This window comes from Roseateles sp. UC29_93 (assembly GCF_042695725.1).
Taxonomy (GTDB): Bacteria; Pseudomonadota; Gammaproteobacteria; order Burkholderiales; family Burkholderiaceae_C; genus Roseateles; species Roseateles noduli_A.
On sequence record NZ_CP170545.1, the window covers coordinates 703,984 to 723,972 of the forward strand.

Annotated in this window: 18 protein-coding genes; 6 read left to right on the top strand and 12 right to left on the bottom strand. The window is 69.7% G+C overall.

What is annotated here, in order from left to right; translation table 11 throughout:
* The first annotated feature begins 40 nt into the window (after positions 1 to 40).
* Positions 41 to 898, top strand: coding sequence for a hypothetical protein (locus tag ACFJIX_RS03180; protein ID WP_377157702.1), 858 nt, complete (start codon positions 41 to 43; stop codon positions 896 to 898).
* Positions 899 to 908: 10 nt separating this feature from the next.
* The gene (locus tag ACFJIX_RS03185) at positions 909 to 3,908 is read left to right on the top strand and encodes a TonB-dependent receptor domain-containing protein (protein WP_377157703.1); all 3,000 of its coding nucleotides are present in this window, start codon (positions 909 to 911) and stop codon (positions 3,906 to 3,908) included.
* Positions 3,909 to 3,922: 14 nt separating this feature from the next.
* On the opposite strand, the gene ACFJIX_RS03190 is transcribed toward ACFJIX_RS03185, so the two are convergent.
* The gene (locus ACFJIX_RS03190) at positions 3,923 to 5,248 is read right to left on the bottom strand and encodes an epoxide hydrolase family protein (RefSeq protein WP_377157704.1); all 1,326 of its coding nucleotides are present in this window, start codon (positions 5,246 to 5,248) and stop codon (positions 3,923 to 3,925) included.
* Between the two features lie 264 nt (positions 5,249 to 5,512).
* Here ACFJIX_RS03190 and ACFJIX_RS03195 point away from each other — a divergent pair, with 264 nt between their 5' ends.
* Positions 5,513 to 6,067, top strand: a complete 555-nt coding sequence (locus ACFJIX_RS03195) for a cysteine hydrolase family protein (RefSeq protein WP_377157706.1) — start codon at positions 5,513 to 5,515, stop codon at positions 6,065 to 6,067.
* Here ACFJIX_RS03195 and ACFJIX_RS03200 read toward each other — a convergent pair.
* The 9 genes from ACFJIX_RS03200 to dmeF form a co-directional block, all read right to left on the bottom strand.
* Positions 6,064 to 6,489 carry a type II toxin-antitoxin system HicB family antitoxin gene (locus ACFJIX_RS03200; protein WP_377161580.1) on the bottom strand — a complete coding sequence of 142 codons (426 nt, stop codon included), beginning with the start codon at positions 6,487 to 6,489 and terminating at the stop codon, positions 6,064 to 6,066. The two genes, ACFJIX_RS03195 and ACFJIX_RS03200, sit on opposite strands and share 4 nt — an antisense overlap.
* 198 nt (positions 6,490 to 6,687) lie before the next feature.
* A complete protein-coding gene (locus ACFJIX_RS03205) occupies positions 6,688 to 7,458 on the bottom strand; it encodes a Crp/Fnr family transcriptional regulator (RefSeq protein WP_377157708.1) in 771 nt (256 codons plus the stop codon).
* Positions 7,459 to 7,660: 202 nt separating this feature from the next.
* A complete protein-coding gene (locus ACFJIX_RS03210; protein ID WP_377157709.1) occupies positions 7,661 to 8,422 on the bottom strand; it encodes a flagellar basal body L-ring protein FlgH in 762 nt (253 codons plus the stop codon).
* 14 nt (positions 8,423 to 8,436) lie between these two features.
* Positions 8,437 to 9,012: a cell division protein FtsI gene (locus ACFJIX_RS03215; protein ID WP_377157711.1), complete on the bottom strand. Its 576-nt coding sequence runs from the start codon at positions 9,010 to 9,012 to the stop codon at positions 8,437 to 8,439.
* 10 nt (positions 9,013 to 9,022) lie between these two features.
* Positions 9,023 to 9,370, bottom strand: coding sequence for a hypothetical protein (locus tag ACFJIX_RS03220; protein WP_377157712.1), 348 nt, complete (start codon positions 9,368 to 9,370; stop codon positions 9,023 to 9,025).
* 19 nt (positions 9,371 to 9,389) lie between these two features.
* On the bottom strand, positions 9,390 to 9,638 hold the full coding sequence (locus ACFJIX_RS03225; protein WP_377157713.1) for a hypothetical protein: 249 nt from the start codon (positions 9,636 to 9,638) through the stop codon (positions 9,390 to 9,392).
* A gap of 224 nt (positions 9,639 to 9,862) precedes the next feature.
* A complete protein-coding gene (locus ACFJIX_RS03230; RefSeq protein WP_377157715.1) occupies positions 9,863 to 10,087 on the bottom strand; it encodes a hypothetical protein in 225 nt (74 codons plus the stop codon).
* Positions 10,088 to 10,331: 244 nt separating this feature from the next.
* Entirely contained in the window at positions 10,332 to 10,472 is a 141-nt protein-coding gene (locus ACFJIX_RS03235) for a hypothetical protein (protein WP_377157717.1), read from the bottom strand.
* A 55-nt stretch (positions 10,473 to 10,527) separates the two neighbouring features.
* The gene (dmeF, locus tag ACFJIX_RS03240) at positions 10,528 to 11,538 is read right to left on the bottom strand and encodes a CDF family Co(II)/Ni(II) efflux transporter DmeF (RefSeq protein ID WP_377157719.1); all 1,011 of its coding nucleotides are present in this window, start codon (positions 11,536 to 11,538) and stop codon (positions 10,528 to 10,530) included.
* Positions 11,539 to 11,692: 154 nt separating this feature from the next.
* On the opposite strand from dmeF, the gene ACFJIX_RS03245 reads away from it, so the two are divergent.
* Positions 11,693 to 12,247: a chemotaxis protein CheB gene (locus ACFJIX_RS03245; protein ID WP_377157722.1), complete on the top strand. Its 555-nt coding sequence runs from the start codon at positions 11,693 to 11,695 to the stop codon at positions 12,245 to 12,247.
* Entirely contained in the window at positions 12,247 to 15,399 is a 3,153-nt protein-coding gene (locus ACFJIX_RS03250; RefSeq protein ID WP_377157724.1) for a CheR family methyltransferase, read from the top strand. The genes ACFJIX_RS03245 and ACFJIX_RS03250 overlap by 1 nt, the downstream gene beginning before the upstream one ends.
* A gap of 30 nt (positions 15,400 to 15,429) precedes the next feature.
* Here ACFJIX_RS03250 and ACFJIX_RS03255 read toward each other — a convergent pair whose 3' ends face one another.
* Positions 15,430 to 16,506, bottom strand: coding sequence for a GGDEF domain-containing protein (locus ACFJIX_RS03255; RefSeq protein WP_377161582.1), 1,077 nt, complete (start codon positions 16,504 to 16,506; stop codon positions 15,430 to 15,432).
* A gap of 192 nt (positions 16,507 to 16,698) precedes the next feature.
* Between ACFJIX_RS03255 and ACFJIX_RS03260 the strand changes: the two genes are divergently transcribed.
* Positions 16,699 to 17,103 (top strand): hypothetical protein, encoded by a 405-nt coding sequence (locus tag ACFJIX_RS03260; protein WP_377157725.1) that lies wholly within the window; start codon positions 16,699 to 16,701, stop codon positions 17,101 to 17,103.
* Between the two features lie 146 nt (positions 17,104 to 17,249).
* Here the strand turns inward: ACFJIX_RS03260 and ACFJIX_RS03265 are convergent, their stop codons facing one another.
* Positions 17,250 to 19,967, bottom strand: coding sequence for a thiamine pyrophosphate-dependent enzyme (locus tag ACFJIX_RS03265; protein ID WP_377157726.1), 2,718 nt, complete (start codon positions 19,965 to 19,967; stop codon positions 17,250 to 17,252).
* Positions 19,968 to 19,989 lie beyond the last annotated feature (22 nt).

Genomic DNA, 19,989 nt, shown 5'->3' on the forward strand with positions numbered 1-19,989 from the left:
CGCCGCCACGCCCGGACCTGAGCTCTCCTGAAAGCCCCCCATGCTGCGCGCCTCCAGCGGGTACTTCTTCAGCGATCCGCCGCCACCGAAGCCGTTCCGGCCGGTTGCGGGCTGGATCCCGGAGCACCTGCGGGAACGCGCGGGATGGGCGGCACAGGGACTGGCGCTGGGCCTGGCCGGCGCGCTGCTGGCCTGGCCGGCGGCCACCTTCCTCATGAAGCAGCTGCGGCCGGCTCCGCCCGTCGTGGCCCGTCACACCACTTCCGCACCGGTCCAGCCGGTCGTCCACGCTCCCGCGCCAGTGTTGCGGACCGGCAAGGCCGACTTCGGCAAGACCAAGGTTTCCAAGCAGGCCCGCCAGCTCGCCCAATGGGTGATGGCGGGCTGGGATCACAACGGACGACCGTTCGCGATCCTCGACAAGCGCCAGGCCCAGGTGCTGGTGTTCAACCCCGACGGCAAGCTCCAGGCGACCACGCCGGTGCTGCTGGGTTACGCCGCCGGTGACGACAGCGTCGCGGGCATCGGCCTGCGGCCCATCGCCGAGGTGCGTCCCAGCGAACGCACCACACCGGCCGGACGCTTCGTCGCGCAACCCGGCAAGAACGCCGGGCACGAGGACGTGCTCTGGGTCGACTACGAGGCCGCCGTGTCCATGCACCGCGTGCGCCCGATCAATCCCGCGGAACGTCGCCTGGAGCGTCTGGCCTCGCCCACGCCCAAGGACAACCGCATCAGCTTCGGCTGCATCAACATGCCGGTGAAATTCTTCGAGCAGACGCTGTGGCCGACGTTCGGCAAGCAAGGGGGCATCGTGTACGTGCTGCCCGAAAAGAAGGCGATGGAACAGGTCTTCGCGGAACAGATGCGCCGCGCCAAGGCCGGACCGTCCACATGACGCGCGGTCGATGACCGCCCCGTCTTTGCGGTCGAGGACCGCTTCCTCCCACGCCTGCAGCCGATCAGCGCTCGCGCTGGCGGTCGCCATCGCGCTCGCCGCCGGCGTCGCCACGCCCACGCAGGCCCAGGTGAGTCGCGCGACCGTGCGCGGCCTCGTGACCGCGCCGGCCGGCGTGCCGCCCGGCGGGCTGTCGATCACCGCCACCAACAGCGCCAACGGCGCCCGCTACCGGACCAGCACACGGGTAGACGGGCGTTATGCACTGATCGGGCTGGCGCCGGGCGAGTACGTCGTCAGCGTCGCCGCCGCCGACGGCGCGCCGATCAAGACCGAACGTATCACGCTGTCCGTCGGCGAGAGCGCGTCGCTCGACCTCGGCGCCGCGCCCGCGCCGAACACGCCGGACGCGATCCAGCTCGGCACGGTCACCGTCGAGGGCAACGCGAGCCGGCAGGGCGTCAAGGACTCGCAGCTCGGCACCGTCGTGTCGCAGCGCATGATCGAAGCGCTGCCGCAGAACACGCGCAACTTCCTCAGTGCGGCGGACCTAGCGCCGGGCGTCGCGTTCTCGACCGATTCCAGCGGCCTGAGCCGCGTGCAATCGGGCGCGCAGGACTTCGACCACCTGAACGTCTTCATCGACGGCGTGGGCCAGAAGAACAACATCCTGCGCGGGGGCGTCAGCGGCCAGTCGGACACGCGCGGCAATCCGTTCCCGCAATCGGCGATCGCCGAGTACAAGGTGCTGACGCAGAACTACAAGGCCGAGTTCGACCAGGTCAGCAGCGCGGCGATCACGGCAGTGACGAAGTCCGGCACCAACGAATTCCACGGCGAGATCTACGGCGACCGCACCGGCACCAACTGGCGGGCGAAGAACTCGCTGGAGAAGGAGCGCGAGGCCCAGGGCATCGCGCGCCCGTCGTCCGAGAAGTACGAGTACGGCGGCAGCGTCGGCGGTCCGATCGTCAAGGACAAGCTGCATTTCTTCGTCGCCTACGACGCCAAGCGGATCGAGGACTCGCGCCAGATCGCGGGCCAGAACTTCGAGAAGCTGCCCAATGCCGGCATCGTGCCGGAGCTGCTGGCGCGACGCGGCAGCCAGGTCGATCCGTTCCACGAGGACCTGTTCTTCGGCAAGCTCGACGCGCAGCTCAACGACGAGCATCGCCTGACCCTCAGCGCGCGGCTGCGGCGCGAGACCGACCGCATCGCCGAGGACCGCAACCTCTCCCTGCCCGGCAACGACAAGGAGCGCCGCAACGACGAGACGCGCATCGACCTGAAGCACGAGTGGTCCCGCGACGACTGGCTCAGCGAGGCGCGCATCGGCTACGAGGACTACCTCTGGAATCCGAAGTCGGCGTCCGAGACGGCGCTGGTCCGCTACAAGGTGTCCACGGCATCGCCGCAAGTGCTGACGGCCTCGCAGGACGTGATCCTGGACGGCGGCTCGCCGGACGCGCAGCGGCGCAAGCAGCGCGGCACCTTCGTCTCCGAGGAGTTGACCTACACCGGCATCGACGGCCACGTGATCAAGGGCGGCGTGAAGCTCAAGGACATGCGCTACGACCTCAGCGGCACGGCCAACTCGGTCGACGGCGTCGACGTGCTGATCGACAACGTCACCGGACTGCCCTACTGGGACGGCACGAACTGCACCGGCACCAACGTCTCCAACAACGGCAGCACCAGCGACCAGTGCAACATCCGGCGCGCGGCGGCGCCGTCCGTGGCCAGCTTCAAGAACAAGCAGTGGGGGCTGTACCTGCAGGACGACTGGAGCCTCACGTCCAAGCTGGAGCTCAACCTCGGCGTCCGCTGGGACTACGAGGACAACATGCTCAACAACGCTTATGCGACACCGGCCGACCGCATCGCGGCGCTGATGGCGCCGGACGTGACGCGTTACGGCATCGTCCCGCCGACGGGCCAGACCTATGCGCAGTCGCTGGCCAAAGGCGGCATCGACGTGTCGCAGTACATCAGCAGCGGCAATTCCCGCAAGGCGTTCAAGAACGCGATCGCGCCACGCGTGGGGTTCTCCTACGACATCTTCGGCAACCGGAACACGGTGGTCTTCGGCGGCTACGGCCGCAGCTACGACCGCACGATGGCGAATCACGCGCTCGACGAGCTGCAGAAGAACCAGTCGCCCGGCGGCGAGATCTGGCTGATCCGCAACGATCTGAAGATGCCGTACGCGGACCAGTTCAGCATCGGGCTGCGACAGGCGCTCACGAAGACCTGGAACGGCGAGATCGCGCTCAGCCGCGTCGAGGCGAAGAACCAGTTCGTCTGGTTCAGCGGCAACCGCGACGCCAACGGCGGTTTCGCGCAGCAGTCGGCGATCGACCCGCTGTGGGGCGGGCCGGACGGCTACGGGCAGGTGGTGCTGGGCGACTCGATCGGCCGCACGCGCACCGACTCCGTGTTCGTGAAGGCGGAGAAGCCGTACTCAGAATCATCGGGTTGGACGGCGACGCTGGCCTACACCTACAGCGATGCGAAGACGACCAACCTCCAGTGGAGCAACGACACCTTCGATTGGACCTACGGCCGCGCGGGTCGCGGCTGGAATCCGAGCACGCTGGTGGACAGGCACCGCCTGGTCGGCGCGTTCATGACGGACAAGCTGCTGCCGTGGGGACTGACCTTCTCCGCCAAGGGCACGTATGCGAGCGGCTTCCCGCGCCGCATGACGAATTGCATCGGCGGCACGCCGCAGTGCTTCCTCGTCGAAGGCGACTCGCCGAGCTTCCGTCAGGTCGACATCAGCATCGGCAAGGCCTTCAAGTACGGCATCCATCAGGTCGCGCTGCGGCTGGACGTGCTGAACGTGCTCGGCGCCGACAACTACGGCGGCTTCGACGACTGGATTGGCAGTGCGCCGCAGCCGGGGGCGACGCCCAACCGGCTTGGCGGCGACAACCTCAACCTCGACAAGCCCAACAACATCCGCGGCGACAACCGCGCGATGCGGGTGGTGTTGAACTACAAGTTCTGAGGATTGCGTTCCGATCAGCGCAGCGGCCGGAACGCCGCGCGCAGTTCCTCGGCGAAGAGCTGCGGCTCTTCCCACGCCGCGAAGTGGCCGCCCTTCTTCACCTCGTTGAAGTAGCTCAGCTTCGGATACGCCTTCTGCGCCCAGGACTTCGGCGCCTGGTAGATCTCGCCGGGGAACACGGTGACCGCGACGGGCACCTTGATCTCCCGCGTGCGCTGCTCGACGACGTTGAAGTTGTTGTTGTTGTTCTCCCAGTACAGCTGCGAGCCCGAGGTCCCGGTGTTGGTCAGCCAGTACAGCGTGATGTCGTCGAGCATCTCGTCCCTCGACAGCGAACGCTCCGGCACACCGCCGCTGAAGGTCCAGTCGGCGAACTTGTCGTAGATCCACGCGGCCTGGCCGGACGGCGAGTCCGACAGGCTGTAGCCCAGCGTCTGAGGGCGCGTGACCATCATCCCGGCGTAGCCGCCGCCGCGCGTGTACAGGCGGTTCATCGATTCGTAGGCGGCCTTCTCCTTCGCGGAGAGGCTGGCCGGCGCGGGCTTGCCGCTCTTGATCGAGGCGGCGATGTCCGCGGGCACGGTGGCCGGCATGTTCACGTGGATGCCCAGCAGCCCTTGCGGCGCCAGACGGCCCTGCGCCTGCGCGACGACCGAGCCCCAGTCACCGCCCTGCGACACGTACTGCGTGTAGCCCAGGCGCTTCATCAGCACGTCCCACGCACGCGCCATGCGCTCGGGGCCCCAGCCGGTGCCGGTCGGCTTGCCGGAGAAGCCGTAGCCCGGCATCGACGGGATGACGATGTCGAAGGCGTCCGAGGCCTGGCCGCCGTGCGCGGTCGGGTCGGTCAGCGGATCGATGATCTTCAGCTGCTCGAAGACCGAGCCCGGCCAGCCATGCGTGACGATGAGCGGCAAGGCGCCGGGATGCTTCGAGCGGACGTGGATGAAGTGGATGTCCAGCCCGTCGATGCGGGTGACGAATTGTGGATAGGCATTCAACTTGGCCTCGGCCTTGCGCCAGTCGTAACCCGTGCCCCAGTAATGCACCAGGTCCTGGAAGCCCGCGAGCTGCACGCCTTGCGAGCGGTCGTCGACCGTCTCGCGATCGGGGAAACGCGTCGCCGCGATGCGCTGGCGCAGGTCGGCCAGCGCCGCCTCGGGAATGGCGGCCTGGAAGGGGCGGATGGTGGTGTCTTCGGCGGCATCGCGCGGCGCGGAGACAGCGGTCGGCGCCTGGGTCTGCGCGCTGCTGGCGACGGGGAACAGGGCGAGGCTGAAGGCGCTCGCGATGGCGGCAGCGGTCGCGGTGACAGCCAGGAGGTGGTGCTTGGCGTTCATGGGACTCCGTGGAGAAGATTCGGCGAGCCGGGATTCGGCACGGGACGAATTTCAGCGGTCGCTGGTATCTCCGACGTGTCCTCGAGCGGGCCTTTTCGTCAGGTCGCGTATGCGGGTCGGCCGCAGATACACACGCATACGATTCACTCGCATGCGACCCACATGCACCCCGCCGAAATGACGTTCCGATCGGGGCATGGCGAATGGATGACGCTCGTCGCGCGGCGTATGCTGGGCCGCTTCGCAACTCCGTGGTCCGGCGCCATGACGACTGCCCTGCTCATCATCGATCTGCAACGCGCGCTCTGCGTCGGCGAATACGCCTGCCACGACGTCGACGCCGTGATCGGTCGCATCAACGGCCTGATCGCACAGGCGCGTGACAGCGGCACGCCCGTGGTCTTCGTCCAGCACGAGGAAGAGGGTTACGAGCCGCTGCGCCACGGCAGCGAGGGCTGGCAGATCGACGATCGCCTGCACGTGCGGCCCGACGACCGACGCGTGTTCAAGACCTCGCCGGACTCGTTCCACAAGACCGATCTGGACGCGGTGCTGAAGGGCTTGGGCGTGACGCACCTGGTCGTCTGTGGCGCGCAGAGCGACTTCTGCGTCGACACGTCGACGCGCCGGGCGCTGAGCGCGGGCTACGACGTCACGCTGGTCGAGGACGGCCACACGACGATCGCCTACGGCGACCTCACGGCGCCGCAGATCATCGACCATCACACGCTGATCCTGCGTAACCTCAACAGCTTCGGACCGACGATGGAGGCGAAGAAGGCTGCGGAGATTTCCTTCTCGCCGGCATCCCGCGCCTAGCAGGCGTCGGCCAGGCTGAGTTCCAGCCGCTTTCCCAGTGCCCGCAGGGCCACCGCGATCGTGTCGATCTTCGTCGGGTGCTTGAGATCGGTCAGGCGATTCACCTCCTGCGGCCGAACGTTCATCAATCGCGCGAGGTCGATGCTCCGCGTGCCTTGCGAGAGCATCTCGTTCAGCAGAAGCACCTTGGCACCAATGCTCGGCGGCAAGTCGATCAAGACCTGCCCCCGCTTCAACCTCGACGGCTGCGGCACCGGGCGCCTGTCCTCGAAGTAGAAGTCCATGGCAGTGGCCAACGCGTCCGCGCCCATGTCGAGCGCGTCCTCGTAAGTGTCCCCGCAGGTGATGGCTTCGGGGATGTCGGGGAAGGTGACCATGAAGCCGGGGCCGTCCGGCGTGATTCGGGCGGGGAAGCTCAACACCATCATTACCTCACTTGGTTTTCAAACCGAGCTGCCGAAGGATCGCCTGCATCGTTCCGGTCTGAAGATCAGAAGCGCGCTTGTGACGATTTCTCCCCCATCAGAACGACAACGCCCCTATCGTGGGGGCGTCCGTGAGATTCGCGGAGATCCGTCGGTGATCAGTCAAAAACGCTCGACGAGAGTAAACAAAAATGTTTATCTTCGCAATGACTTGGAGGCGGCGAGTTCCGACAAGGTCATGTCGCACTGATCCACCGTCCCGATGCAGTCGAGCCCGCGGGACTCGACCTCGTTCATCAGGCTCAGCCATGCGTTCAGGCCTTCGAGCGTGACCTTCGTGCGCGAGGTCCGGCTCCAGCCTCGCTCGGCGAGCTGGCCCAGGTAGATCCACGTCTGCCGGCGCGACAGCCCCGACAGCTGCCCGATGCACGCCTGCGATACCGGCAGCGCCAGGCTGTTGCCCACCGTGCCCGCCCGCTGCGAACTGCTCAGCGCGGCCGCCAGGGTCGCCAGCACGCTGATCAGCCGCTGGAAGCCGTTGCCGGCCAGCCGCATCGTGATCTGGTCCTGCAACCGCGACGCGGTCGCCGCATACAGCTCGCCCGTCGCCGCGTCGCGCTCCGGCGCGTTCGCGTCCTTCATGCGCGGCATCGGGATGTGGATCGTCGTCACGTCGACCAGCGCCGTCACGTCGTAACGCGCCGCCAGCTTGCCCAGCGGCGAGTCCGCCCCGATCACGTCGCCCAGCCACAGCGCCGCCACGGCCACGCGCGTGTCCGCCGCGACCTTCGCCGCAAGGAACGCCGCCCCGCCGCTGATCGCGATCCACTCGGCCAGCGGCGTGCCGGCCTCGATGATCTTCTGGCCGCGCCGATACGTCCGGATCTGGCCGTCGGCCAGCCAGTCGTCGCTCGTCGTGTCCGGTGCGCCGTCGTGCGGCGGCGTCCGCGTCCCTCTCGTGCTCATGATGTGTTCTGCATAAGGTCCGCCGGACAAGGCTCCGCCCTCCGCTGCTCATGCGGAACTGTCGCGAAAGCCATTGCGGCGAATCGTGGGTTATAGAAGCGGACCGCGGACACCGATCGGTGGATAAGCCCCGTGGCGCCGGCCCGGTTTGCGGGTTGACCGCGCGGCGGTCAGCGCGGTTGACCGCGCAGCGGTCGGCGGATCACCAGATGGACAGACTCCTTGCCAGCACGCGCTGGAGCCAGCTGCGCGACGAGGCTTCCGACACGTCGCCCTGCGCGACGCTCTCCAGGCTCGCGTTCACCACGTCCCGCGACGACACGAGGTTGCCCGGGCGGATGTCGCGCGGATTCACGATCCCCGAGAAACGCAGCGTGTTCACGCCCTGGTTCAGGCCCACGTTGCGTTCGCCCGCGACCAGCAGGTTGCCGTTGGGCAGCACGTTGATGACGCTCACCGCCACCGTCGTGACGAAGCTGTTGTCCGTCTCCGTCGTGCCCGAGCCCTTGAACGAATCGCTGCCCGCGGCCGTCGCGTCGATGTTGAGCAGCCGCTCCACCGCGCCGATCTTGCTCTGGCCGCCCGGCCCGCGCACCGCCAGCTTGTTGTCGCGGTTCGTGTCGGTCGTCTGCTTCTGGCTGGCCTTCAGCGTCTCCTGGATGTCCACCTTCATCGTGTCGCCGATCGCGCTTGGGCGCTTGTCGCCCGAGAACAGCGAGGTCGGCGACATGCCCGGCTGGTAGATCGCGCCGTTGTTGGGCCGCTCGATGTACATCGGCGCCTGCGGCGGCGTGACCATCATCGGACCGGCCACCGTCTGCGACGTGCCGGCACACCCGCCCAGCGCGCCAAAGGCGGCGAACGCGAGGATCGCCAGCGCCGGCGCCGTGGTGCGAGCAACCGCTGGAGCAACCGCCGGAGCCATCGCCGACGCGGTCGCGCGGCGGAATTCATTCGTCGACATCACATCCCTCTCCCTCAGCTCTGGAAGCCGGTGATCAGCGCCTTCACGACGGGCGCGATCTTGTTGCGCGTCCCGGCCCAACGGGCCAGGCCGAAGTTCTCCTCGGCGACGTAGCTGCTGCTCGACAGCAAGGTCCCGTCCGCCCGGTGCAGGCTCAGCGACGCGGCGCTGAGGTTGGCGCGATAACCGCTGGCCATCGGCGGCACGCCCCATTCGATCGTCGCGACGTAGCGCAGCCACACGCCGCATTGCTGCAGGCCGGTGCCGGGCTCGTACACGCGGCTGTCCACGCCCTGCCCCTTCAGTTCCGCCTGCATCGCCGGGACCAGGTCCTCCAGCGGCGCATTGCGGTTGAACTCGATGCACAGCGTGCGCACCGGCGCGTCGCCGTGATGGACGGTATTGCTGGCCTTGGCCGGCGCGGCGGTCGCGAGGGCCGTCGACGTCGCGGTGCCGGCGCCCTTGAGCAGTTCCCAGGCGGGCACCGGACTCAGCGCGCTGCAACCCCCGAGGCCCGTCAGCGCAATGAGCGCGAGGCCGGCAAGGGGTCGGACGAAGCGGCGCGACGACGGTTCCGGTCGAATGCGCATGACCCGACCCTCACACCAGTTCATCGAGCACGGCGCCGCCGCCGAGCGCGGCCATCACGCCGTAACCGACGACATTGCCGAGCACGTTGCCGACGCCGCCGGCGACATCGCCGACCGTGTCGGTGACGACATCGGCGACCGTCTCGACGGCATCCACCGCGTCGTTCGCCAGCGCCTGCAGGCCCTTGGCGCTGATGGTCGCCGTCACGCCGAGCAGGGGCCCGAGCGTCACGCTGGGGCCGCCGCCTCGCGACGATCCCGACGAGCCGCCCGACGCGGCGGTGCGGCCGCTCTCGTGCGAGCCGTCGGAGGACGTCGCCAGGGCGACCAGGCTGGACAGGAGGGGCACGCTGCTCAAGGGAGGCTCCCGGCGACGATCAGCCGCGCGCGGCCAGCGAGGCCGTGTCGAGCGACAGCGTGGCGGGAGCGGCGGTCGACGTGGCGGCAGCAGCCGGTGCGACCGCCATCGGTGCTGTCGCCGCGGAAGCCGGCGCACCCGCCTTCGCGTCATTCAGCATCTTCGTGAAATCGGGCGCGCCGGACTTGGCGCCCTTGGCCGGGCCTGCGGACGCCGGGGCGCCGACGTGGGCTGCGGGCGACGGGGAAGCGTTGGGCTTGACGTGCATGGCGAAGCGCTCTCGTTCGTTGGGGTGAACGGATTCTTCGCCGCGGCCACCTCCCGGCATGCCGCAATGAGCGCGACGAACTCAGCGGTCGTCGCGGACTCGGTGAACTGCGTCACCGAGGGAGATCAACTGGGAGGTGTCTTCGCCGCTTTGCCGGCTCAAGTCCGCGCGAGAGCGGCACCGACCTGGGCGATCAGCGCGCCGGGTGGGCGAAAAGGGTCAGGTCACGCGCCCCGGCTTTGATGCGCCATCGCCTCGGTCCATTCGTCCCAGGTGGACTCGGTGACCTCCAGGCCTTCCAGCGCAGGCGGTTCTTCGATGGGCCAGCCGGACGGGCTGAAGGGGATGCGCCGCTGCAGCAACACCTCGGTCTGCCGCAGGATGCGCTGCATGGCCGAAGTGAAGGGGTGGCCGGGTTCTCCGGCGGGTGGCGCGAAGCGTTGTCGCATGGTCCTCTCCTGACGAGTTCCCACTATCAGCGGGGGTCGGCCCAAGTGCCATCCCACCATAGGGTGGACTCGGGGGGATGCCGGAGGGGGTGTGACGAAAAGGCAGTGGGGACGGCCAGGCGGTCGGCCGGCCCGAGGAGCCCATCAACGGCGCGTGAAGCGGCTTCGCCACCTCATCAGATCGATCATTTCGATCTGATGGAACTGATCGGAACTGATCGGAATTGATCGTCAGCGCGGGCCGTCAGATCACCTGCCGGAGCAGCGCATACAGCGCGATCGCGCCGGAGAGCACCGCGCAGGCGGTCTTCATCGAACGGTTGGCCACGAAGGCGCCGATCAGGCTGCTGACCAGGATGGCGGCGAGGAGGTAGTTGGTTTTCATGGGCCGCGATTGTGGCGGCGCGCTGGCAGGTGTCCGGCGAGCGCCGCGGCGCGGATCAGACAGTCGCCCGATCGGGGCGGTTGATCTCGACGGTGACGTGAACAAGTTCCTCGTGGACGGACAGCAGCCGGCGCACCTCGTCCGGCCGTGCCTCGGGGCTGTCGGTGACCAGCGAGACGATGCAGGCGTACTGCGCGCGACCGACGCGCCAGACGTGCAGGTCGGCGATCGCCGCCGGCCACGGCGCGGCGGCGATGACCTCGCGGATCTCGTCGACGACCGGCGCGTCCATCTCGGCGTCCAGCAGCACGCGGCCGGTGTCGCGCAGCAGCCCGCGCGCCCAGACCGCCACCAGCACCGCGCCCGCGATGCCCATCACCGGATCGAGCCAGTCCGCGCCCCACAACCGGCCGCCCAGCAGGGCCACGATCGCCAGCACCGAGGTCGCCGCGTCGGCCAGCACATGCATGTAGGCGGCGCGGAGGTTGAGGTCGTCATGGCCCTGCCCCGGCGCGTGGTCGTGCGGCTCGCCGTGCCCATGCCCGTGTCCGTGTCCGTGTCCGTGTCCGTGTCCGTGCGCATGACCGTGGTCGTGCCCGTGATGGTGGTGCTCGCCGCGCAGCAGCCAGGCGCAGGCAAGGTTCACCGCCAGGCCGACCGCCGCGACCGCGATCGCCTCGTCGTAGTGGATGGGCGTCGGCGCGATCAGCCGCTCGACCGATTGCCACAGCATCAACCCCGCGACGCCGACCAGCAGCAGCGCGCTGCTGTAGCCGCCGAGGATCTCGATCTTCCAGGTGCCGAAGGCGAAGCGCCCGTCCCTGGCCCAGCGCCGCGCGGCGCCGTAGGCCAGCAGCGACACGCCCAACGCCACCGCGTGCGAGCTCATGTGCCAGCCGTCGGCCAGCAGCGCCATCGAGTTGAAGACGTAGCCGCCGGCGATCTCCGCGACCATCATCAGGACCGTCAGCAGCACCGCCCAGCGCGTGTTGCGGGCGGCAAGCGGATTGCCCTCGTCGAAGACATGCGTGTGTTGCCAGGGCGTGGTGGACATCGACGGAGACATGATGGCGGCGGCGAAGTGGACGGCGGGTGGAGGCGCGAGCGCCGCAGTATCCCCTTCGCGCCGCGCCTCCGGCGCCAGAGTCCCCGCGCCGGGACGGTCATCGGGCGGGGGTAGACTCCGCCGCAGCTTTTCAATCACGACAACGGGATCCTGGGTGGACACAGAGGAGCGACAACCCTTGCGGGTGGTGGTGCTCGGCGGATCGGCGGGCAGCATCGATGCGCTCGGCACCGTGCTCGGTGCGCTACCGAACGAACCGGGTTTTGCGGTGCTGGTCATCACGCACCTGGACCCCAACGAGGAGACCCGGCTGCCCGAGGTCCTGCGCGACCGCAGCACGCTCCCGGTGGAGCGCCTCGAGCACTTCACCAAGGTCGAGCACGGCCGCGTCTTCGTGATGCCGGAGAACGTCGGCGTCATGGCGCTGGACGGCCATTTCCGCCTCACCCGCCGCACGCCCGGGCTGCACCTGCCGATCGACGCCTTCCTGGCCTCGCTGGCGCAGGACCCCGACCTGGACGGCGCGGTCGTCATCCTGTCGGGCACCGGCCAGGACGGTGCGGCCGGCATCGTCGACCTGAAGGCCACCGGCGGCTTCGTGCTCGCGCAGGCGCCCAACACCGCGGCGCACGACGGCATGCCGATCGCCGCGATCGACACCGGCCTGGTCGACGAGGTCCTGCCCCGGAGGACATCCCCGCGGCGCTGATGCGCCGCTTCGGCCAGCCGCACCACGAAAGCGACCTGCCCGGCTCCGCCGGCGTCGCGCAGGACGTCGACGCGCTGGAGACCGCGCTGGCGATCGTCCAGCAGAAGGCCGGCGTCAACCTCGGCTACGTCAAGGACGTCAACCTGCGCCGCCGCTTCCTGCGGCGCGTGCTGCTGCAGAAGGACCGCGACGTCGGCGCCTACCTGCAGTTCCTGCGCACCGACCCCTACGAGGCCGCCGCGCTGCGCGACGACGTGCTGATCGGCGTGACCGCGTTCTTCCGCGACGCGGAGTTCGTCAACGTGCTGCGCCAGGTCGTGCTGCCCAAGCTGCTGGCGCTGCGTCACGACCCGATCCGCATCTGGGTGCCCGCCTGCTCGACCGGCGAGGAGGTCTACACGATCGCCATGCTGCTCAAGGAGGCGATGATCTCCGAGGGCATCCACCGCCGCGTGCAGATCTTCGGCACCGACCTGAACGAGGCCTCAATCGAGACCGCCCGCGGCGGCCGCTATACCGCCGCCGCGCTGGAGAACGTGCCGCAGCCCTTCCGCGACACCGCCTTCGTGCTGAGCTCCGGCGGCTACCTCGTGGCCAAGGACCTGCGCGAGATGTGCGTCTTCGCGCGGCACAACCTGCTCACGCATGCGCCGTTCTCCGGCATGGGCCTGATCAGTTGCCGCAACATGCTGATCTATTTGCGCAAGGAGGCGCAGCAGCATGTCTTCGAGGTGCTGCACTACGCCTGCCGCAACGACGGCTTCATGCTGCTGGGCCGGGCCGAGGCGGCCTCGGTCGCCGACGGCTTCGAGCACGCCGGCGCGCCGCACCTGTACCGCAAGCTGCCGAACTCGCGCCGCCACCGGCCGCTGTTCCCGATCGATGCGCTGCGGCCCTGGGCCAGCGACGGCAACGCGCCGCGCGTGCCGCAGGCGCCGCCGCCGGACCTGGTCAGCGAGGCCGCCAACCGTGTCGCCCTCGCGCGCTACGTGCCGCCGGGCTTCGTCGTCAGCCAGGGCGGCGACGTGGTGCAGTTCCGCGGCGACGTCTCCGCCTTCATCGCACCGGCCAGCGGCGAGGCCACGCTCGCGCTGCCGCGCCTGCTGGACGCGTCGCTCGACGTGCCCGTGCGCACGGCGCTGGTCGAGGCCAAGCGCACCGGGCAGCCGGTCCGGCGCGAGCGCGTCGCCTTCAACGATCGCCGCTACGTGCTCGAGGTCCTGCCGCTCGAAGCGGGAGAGGCGTCGCAGCATTTCCTGGTCACCTTGGCGCCCCAGCCGGACGAGCCCGCCGCCGAGACCACGTCGGCGCTGTCCACGCCGCCGTTCTCGCCCAGCGGCGCCCGTGCGCGCGTCGACGAGCTCGAGCGCACCGTGACGACGCTGTCCGACGAACTCGAGGCGACCCAGGCGCAGCTGCGCACGCTGGTCGTCGAATTCGAATCGGCCAACGAGGAACTGCGCACCGCCAACGAGGAGATGCTCAGCACCAACGAGGAATTGCAGAGCGCCAACGAGGAGCTGCAGAGCGCGAAGCAGGAGCTCGAATCGGCCAACCAGGAGCTGCTCTCGCTGAACGAGGAACTCAAGTCGCGCAACGACGAGCTGGATCTCGCCAACGACGATCTGAGCAACCTCGTCGAGGGCATCCCGCTGCCGGTCGTGGTGCTGGACCGCCAGCTGCGGCTGCGGCATGCCTCGCCGCAGGTGGCGCAGCTGTTCGGGCTCGATCCCGCGGCGCTGGGCCAGGCGATCGGGCAGCCGGTCGTCAACGTCACCTCGCGCTTCGCCGTCGGCCAGCTGGAGCAGCTGGTGCAGGCGGCCGTGCAAGGCCTGGCACCGGTCGAACACGAACACCAGGACACCGAGGGCCGCTGGTGGTTGATCAACGTGCGGGCCTACCGCACCGCCGACGAGCGCATCGACGGCGCGGTGATCGCCTTCCAGGACATCCACGAACTGCGCTGCGCGCTGGAATCGGCGCAGCATGCGCGCGACGACGCGGAGCGCGCCAACACGGCCAAGGACGACTTCCTCGGCATGGTCTCGCACGAACTGCGCGCGCCGCTGAACGTGATCTCCGGCTGGGCCTCGGTGCTGAAGCAGTCGCAGGAACGCGGCACGCTCGGCGAGGCGACCGCGACACGCGCGATCGCCACCATCCTCAAGCATTGCCAGGCGCAGGCGCAGTTGATCGACGACCTGCTCGACGTGTCGCGCATCGCGTCCGGCCACCTGACGCTGGAGATGCGCCCGCTCGACCTCTCGGCCTGCGTGCGCGCGGTCGTCGACGGGCTGCAGCCGGCCGCCGAGGTCAAGGGCCTGACGCTGAGCGGCACCGGCCTGCAGCAGCCGCATCGCATCCAGGGCGACCAGCGCCGGATGCAGCAGATCGTGGCCAACCTCGTCGGCAACGCGTTGAAATTCACGCCGCGCGACGGACGGATCACCGTGTCGCTGAGCCGCATCGGGCCGACGATCGAGCTGGCCGTCGTCGACACGGGCATAGGCGTCGCGGTCGAACTGCTGCCCCGGCTGTTCGACCGCTTCACGCAGGCCGACATCAGCCGCACGCGCGAGTACGGCGGCCTCGGCCTGGGACTGTCCATCGTGCGCCACCTGGTGCTGGCGCACGGCGGCACGGTGACGGCGCACAGCGACGGCGAAGGCCGCGGCACACGTCTGACGGTGCGCTTCCCGGCGGTGGAGCTGGTCTCGGACACGCCCGAGACGACGCCGCGCGAGAGCGTCGACGCCGATCTCGGCGGCCTGCGCGTGCTGCTGGTCGACGACGATCCGCATGCGCTGGACGCGCTGCGGCATCTGCTGGAGCTGGCCGGCGCCGAGGTGCGCGCGGCGGGCTCGGTCGAGCAGGGATGGGAGCAGGTCGCGGCGGCGTCCGAGCATCCGCCGCACGTGCTGATCAGCGACGTGGCCATGCCCGGCGCGGACGGGTATTCGCTGGTGCGCCGGCTGCGGGCGCGGGAGCGTGCGCTCGGCACCGCGTCGCCGCTGTTTGCCGTGGCGCTGACGGGCTTGGCCACGCTGCAGGATCGCGACGCGGCCATCGCCGCGGGCTTCGACGACCACCTGGCCAAGCCGGTGGACGTGGACCTGCTCATCGAGAAGGTGCTGCTCGCGCGCCCGCGCTGATCGCGGCCGTCGCGAAGGCGCCGCGGCGGATCAGTCCGCCGCCTGCATGACCGCCGGCAGGTCGATGGTCCGGCGGCGAGCCCGCTTGACGTCGTACATGCGCTGGTCGGCCAGGTGCAGCGCCTGCTCGACGCTGAGCCCCGCCGGGTCGAGCGCCACGACGCCGACGCTGGCGCCCGCGTACTGCAGCGCGTGGCCGTCGAGGTCGAAGCGGCCCACGCTCGCGAGCGCGGCGCGCTGCTCCAGCGTGCGCGCGGCCTGCGCCGGCTCGCCGCGATCCACGAGCGGTCCTTGCGAACGCGGCAGGCCGCCCAGGCTCACGCCGGGACCGACGACGATGAATTCGTCCCCGCCCACCCGCGCCAGCATGTCGGAGCCGCGCAGCTCCAGCGACAGGCGCTGGGCGATCTCGCGCAGGAACAGGTCGCCGCGATGGTGGCCGAGCTGGTCGTTGACCGACTTGAAGCCGTCCAGGTCGATGCATCCCAGCAGCACGCAGGTGCCGTCGCGGGTGGCGCGCTGCAGCTCGCGCTGCAGTTCGTCGAACAGCGCGCGGCGGTTCGGCAGTCCGGTCAGCACATCGGTCAGGGCGTAGGTCGCCAGCTGCTCGTTGGCCGCGCGCAGGTCGGCCACCAGCCGCTCACGCTGCAGGAACTGGCTCACCAGCGACGAGAACAGCCGCAGCAGCGACTGCGCCTCGGGACCGATCGTGCGACGGTCCGCGCTGGCCGCGCACAGCGTGCCGAGCAGCTCGCCGCCGTCGTCACGGATCGGCGCGCTCACGTAAGTCTGGATGCCGAGCTGGCGCGCGGCGTCGGAGTCGCCCCAGCACGCCGCCACGTCGCTCGTGGCCATGCGGCCGGCGTCGAGCGCGCGCTTGCACAAGGTGTCCGACCAGGGGACGGTGAGCCCCTCCGGGATGGTCATCGTGCCGGCGTTGCGGGCCAGCAGCACGTGCTGCTCACCGGCACGCAGGTCGATCGTGGTGAGGTAGGTCGACTCCAGGCCGGTGACCGTGCCCAGCATGTCCAGCAGCGGGCGGGTCAGCTGTTCCAGGTTGCGGGCGACGGGGACGGTCGACGTCAGGCGGGCGAGCAGGGCATCCAGATCGGCGGTCGAAATCAGGACTGAAGTCGTGGATGTTGTCACAACTGCGAAGCACCGCCGGACGCCGTCCGTCATGACACGGGTGCCGTCCGCCGGATCGCGGACGCGTCCTTCATGACCGCGACATAGTGCCGCTCCGCCGGGCGTGGGAATTGCCGCTTTCGCAACATCGCAGACCAGGGGAGAACCCGCATGCAACGCGACGGACAGTACCGCGGCGTCACTTACCGCGTCGAATCGACACCCGCCCCCGGCGGGGCCTTCGTTGGCCACTACCAACTGCTGGATACCGGCCGGCGTCGGAGCGACGCGCCCGATCCCGGCCTGGCGGATCAAGGCCTGCCCAATGCCGCGGCAGCCAACGACGCCTTCGGAGACAGGCTCGAGGCCGGGGACGATCGGACGAACTCCGCCTCAGGCGTGGACGACGTCGTCCACCCGGCGACCGACTCCGCCTGGGCGACCGAGAACGAGGCGCTCAACTACGCCACCGAGGCGGCCTGCCATGCGATCGAAATCATCCAGCTCGGGCGGCCGCAGGCTCAAGGACGAGGGAGCTCGTCGAGCAGGAGGCGGACGGACTCGCTGGGGCAGTAGGGGAGACCGCCCGACGCCGTCAGGCCTGGCGCGGGCACTCCACGACGCAGGGGGCATCCCTCCGGGAACCCCCAGCGTCATTCCGGCCCCACCCGCACTCGCTGACCGCGGGCCTTGGGACTTTCTGACTGCGAGAGATGGACCGGTCAGGCTTCACCCAGGGCGCGCGCGACCAGCTCCACCTGCTCCAGCTGGTGGATCGTGTGGGAAGAGGTGGCGCCAGAGCCGTTCGCACGGCGCGCCACGCAGCGCAGCTGCACATGCTGCGGCAAGACCGCATCCATCTGCTCGCGGATGAAGCTCCACGCGCCCTGCTGACGATGCTCCTCCTGCACCCAGGTGATCTCGACGAGCGCCGGATAGCGCGCGAACAGCGCCGTCAGTTCATCGGCGGGGAACGGATAGAACTGTTCGACTCGGGCCAGCGCCAGGTCCGCGCGCGCCACCGACCGACGGCCACGATCCAGGTCGTAGTGCACCTTGCCGCTGCACAGCAGCAGGCGCTCGACCTGCTCGGCGCGCTCGACCGTCGCATCGTCGATGACCGGCTGGAAGCTGCCGCCCGTCAGGTCCGCGATCTCCGCGTGCGACGCCTTCTCGTGATACAGCGTGCCCTTGGGCGACATCACGATCAGCGGCTTGCGCAGCGTGTCGAACGCCTGTCGGCGCAGCAGGTGGAACCATTGCGCGGCCGTCGACGGACAGGCCACGCGCAGGTTGTCCTCGCCGCACAGCTGCAGGAAGCGGCTCAGGTAGCCGCTCGAGTGATCGGGCCCGATGCCCTCGTTGCCGTGCGGCAGCAGGATGGCCAGCGAGGAGGTGTCGCCCCACTTCTCCTCGCCCGAGCTGATGTACTGGTCGACGAAGACCTGCGCGCCGTTGACGAAGTCGCCGAACTGCGCCTCCCACACGGTCAGCGTGCGCGTCGCCCCGACGCTGTAGCCGTACTCGAAACCGAGCACCGCCTCCTCGGACAGCGGTGAGTTGAAGATGTCGAAGCGCCCCCGCGACGGGTCGCCCGGACCCGCGCCTGGCCGTTCGCCATGCCCCGCGCCGTGTGCGTCGCCATGACCGTTGCCGTGACCCTTGTTGGCACCGATCTGTCTCAGCGGCACGAACTCTGTCGGAGCGCCCTCGCCCACTGCCCCCGTCAGCATGGTCGTCTGCGAGGTCCACACCGCCTGCCGATGCAGGAAGGTGCCGCGCCGCACGTCCATGCCGGAGATGCGCACGTTGAGGCCGCCTTGCAAGATCGTCGCGTAGGCGAGGTTCTCGGCGAAGCACCAGTCCGCGCGCAGCGGCGGCTCGGTGAGCCCCGCCATCCGGCGCCAGTGGTCCGTCAGCGTGCGCACCATCGCGTGCGGCTCGAAGCCGTCGGGCAGCCGCGTCATCGGATCGACCAGCGCCTGCAGCCCGGCCAGGTCCAAGCGGGGCACCTCGCCCGGGCGGCGCAGCGGGGACGGCGATTCGTCCTGCGCCGGGATCAACGGATCGGAGAACGCCTGGTGCGCGCGCACGCGGCTGTGCGTGACGTGCGAGGCCATGTCGGTGTCCGGCGGCAGGACGCAGTCGGCGCGCAGCGCGGCGGCGTAGCGCTCGACGATCGTCGGATGCGTCTGCGTCAGCGCGTGGATGCGCGGCCGCGTCAGCGACGGGACGTCGCTCTCCGAGTGGCCGAGGCGGCGGTAGCCGATCAGGTCGATGACGATGTCGGAGCCGAAACGCGCCCGCCAGGCCAGCGCGATCGCCGCGGCACGCAGGGCCTGCTCGGGCTCGTCGGCGTTCACGCGCAGGACCGGCGCGTCGACCATGCGCGTGACGTCGGTGCAGTACTGCGCCGGCCAGGCGCTCATCGGGTTGGGCTCAGTGAAGCCGACCTGGTTGTTGATGATCACGTGCACCGTGCCGCCGACGGTGTAGCCCGGCTTGCCGCCCAGCATCAGCGTCTCCATCACGACGCCCTGCCCCGCGAAGGCCGCGTCGCCGTGCAGCATCAGCGGCAGCACGAGCCGGCGGCCGTCCTGGTCCGCGCGCTCGCGGCCGAGCGCGTCCTGGCACGCACGGGCCAGGCCCGTGAGCACCGGATGCACGCTCTGCAGATGCGACGGGTTGTGCGCGAGCGTCAGCGTCAGCCGGCCCTGCGGCGTGTCGAGCTCGCGTTTGCCGCCGAGGTGGTAGATGAGATCGGTGTGCAGCTCGGGATGCGGCGACTTCGGGTCGAAGAAGTCCAGCACGCGCGCCGGCGGGAAGCCCATCAGGTTGACCAGCACGTTGACGCGGCCCCGATGCGGCATGCCGAGGAAGATGCGCCGCACGCCGTGGCCCGCGGCCTCCTCGCAGAGCGCGTCCAGCAACGGGATCAGCGTCTCGTTGCCTTCCAGGGAGAAACGCTTCGCGTGCGGGAAGGCCTGCGCGACGTGCTCCTCCCAGCCCTGCGCGCGGATCAGCCGGTCCAGCAGCGCCAGGCGCTCCGCGGCGCCGCCCGCCCCCGGGGGCGCGGACTCCATCGCGTGATGGAGCCAGTCGCGCCGCGACGCGTCGCGCACCGCGCTGGCATCGAGCGCCAGTCCGCCGCAGTAGATCGCCTTCAGCGTGCGGTCGAGATCGCCGACGGTGCGGGCGTTCCACAGCGGCGTGCCGGCCGGCGACAGCCAGTCGCCGGGCTGCAGCCCGAAGCGCTGCGGGTCGAGCAGCGACGGATCGGCGGGGCGCGAAACGCCCAGCGGATCCAGTCGCGCACTGCGATGACCGTCGCGACGATGCGCGTCGATGAAGGCGAGCACCTCGGGCCGCCAGCGCGCGCCGGAGGGGTCGGGCGAAGCTGACGTCGGCGCTGCCGCGCCCGGCTGGATCCTGTCGTTCATGAGTCGCTCCCTGGTGATGCGA

Excerpts from the sequence above, each read along its gene's own strand:
- ACFJIX_RS03180 (WP_377157702.1), top strand. The coding sequence starts at position 41 with ATGCTGCGCGCCTCCAGCGGGTACTTCTTCAGCGATCCGCCGCCACCG.
- ACFJIX_RS03185 (WP_377157703.1), top strand. The coding sequence starts at position 909 with ATGACCGCCCCGTCTTTGCGGTCGAGGACCGCTTCCTCCCACGCCTGC.
- ACFJIX_RS03190 (WP_377157704.1), bottom strand. The coding sequence starts at position 5,248 with ATGAACGCCAAGCACCACCTCCTGGCTGTCACCGCGACCGCTGCCGCC.
- ACFJIX_RS03195 (WP_377157706.1), top strand. The coding sequence starts at position 5,513 with ATGACGACTGCCCTGCTCATCATCGATCTGCAACGCGCGCTCTGCGTC.
- ACFJIX_RS03205 (WP_377157708.1), bottom strand. The coding sequence starts at position 7,458 with ATGAGCACGAGAGGGACGCGGACGCCGCCGCACGACGGCGCACCGGAC.
- ACFJIX_RS03210 (WP_377157709.1), bottom strand. The coding sequence starts at position 8,422 with ATGTCGACGAATGAATTCCGCCGCGCGACCGCGTCGGCGATGGCTCCG.
- ACFJIX_RS03215 (WP_377157711.1), bottom strand. The coding sequence starts at position 9,012 with ATGCGCATTCGACCGGAACCGTCGTCGCGCCGCTTCGTCCGACCCCTT.
- ACFJIX_RS03225 (WP_377157713.1), bottom strand. The coding sequence starts at position 9,638 with ATGCACGTCAAGCCCAACGCTTCCCCGTCGCCCGCAGCCCACGTCGGC.
- ACFJIX_RS03230 (WP_377157715.1), bottom strand. The coding sequence starts at position 10,087 with ATGCGACAACGCTTCGCGCCACCCGCCGGAGAACCCGGCCACCCCTTC.
- ACFJIX_RS03235 (WP_377157717.1), bottom strand. The coding sequence starts at position 10,472 with ATGAAAACCAACTACCTCCTCGCCGCCATCCTGGTCAGCAGCCTGATC.
- dmeF (WP_377157719.1), bottom strand. The coding sequence starts at position 11,538 with ATGTCTCCGTCGATGTCCACCACGCCCTGGCAACACACGCATGTCTTC.
- ACFJIX_RS03250 (WP_377157724.1), top strand. The coding sequence starts at position 12,247 with ATGCGCCGCTTCGGCCAGCCGCACCACGAAAGCGACCTGCCCGGCTCC.
- ACFJIX_RS03260 (WP_377157725.1), top strand. The coding sequence starts at position 16,699 with ATGCAACGCGACGGACAGTACCGCGGCGTCACTTACCGCGTCGAATCG.
- ACFJIX_RS03265 (WP_377157726.1), bottom strand. The coding sequence starts at position 19,967 with ATGAACGACAGGATCCAGCCGGGCGCGGCAGCGCCGACGTCAGCTTCG.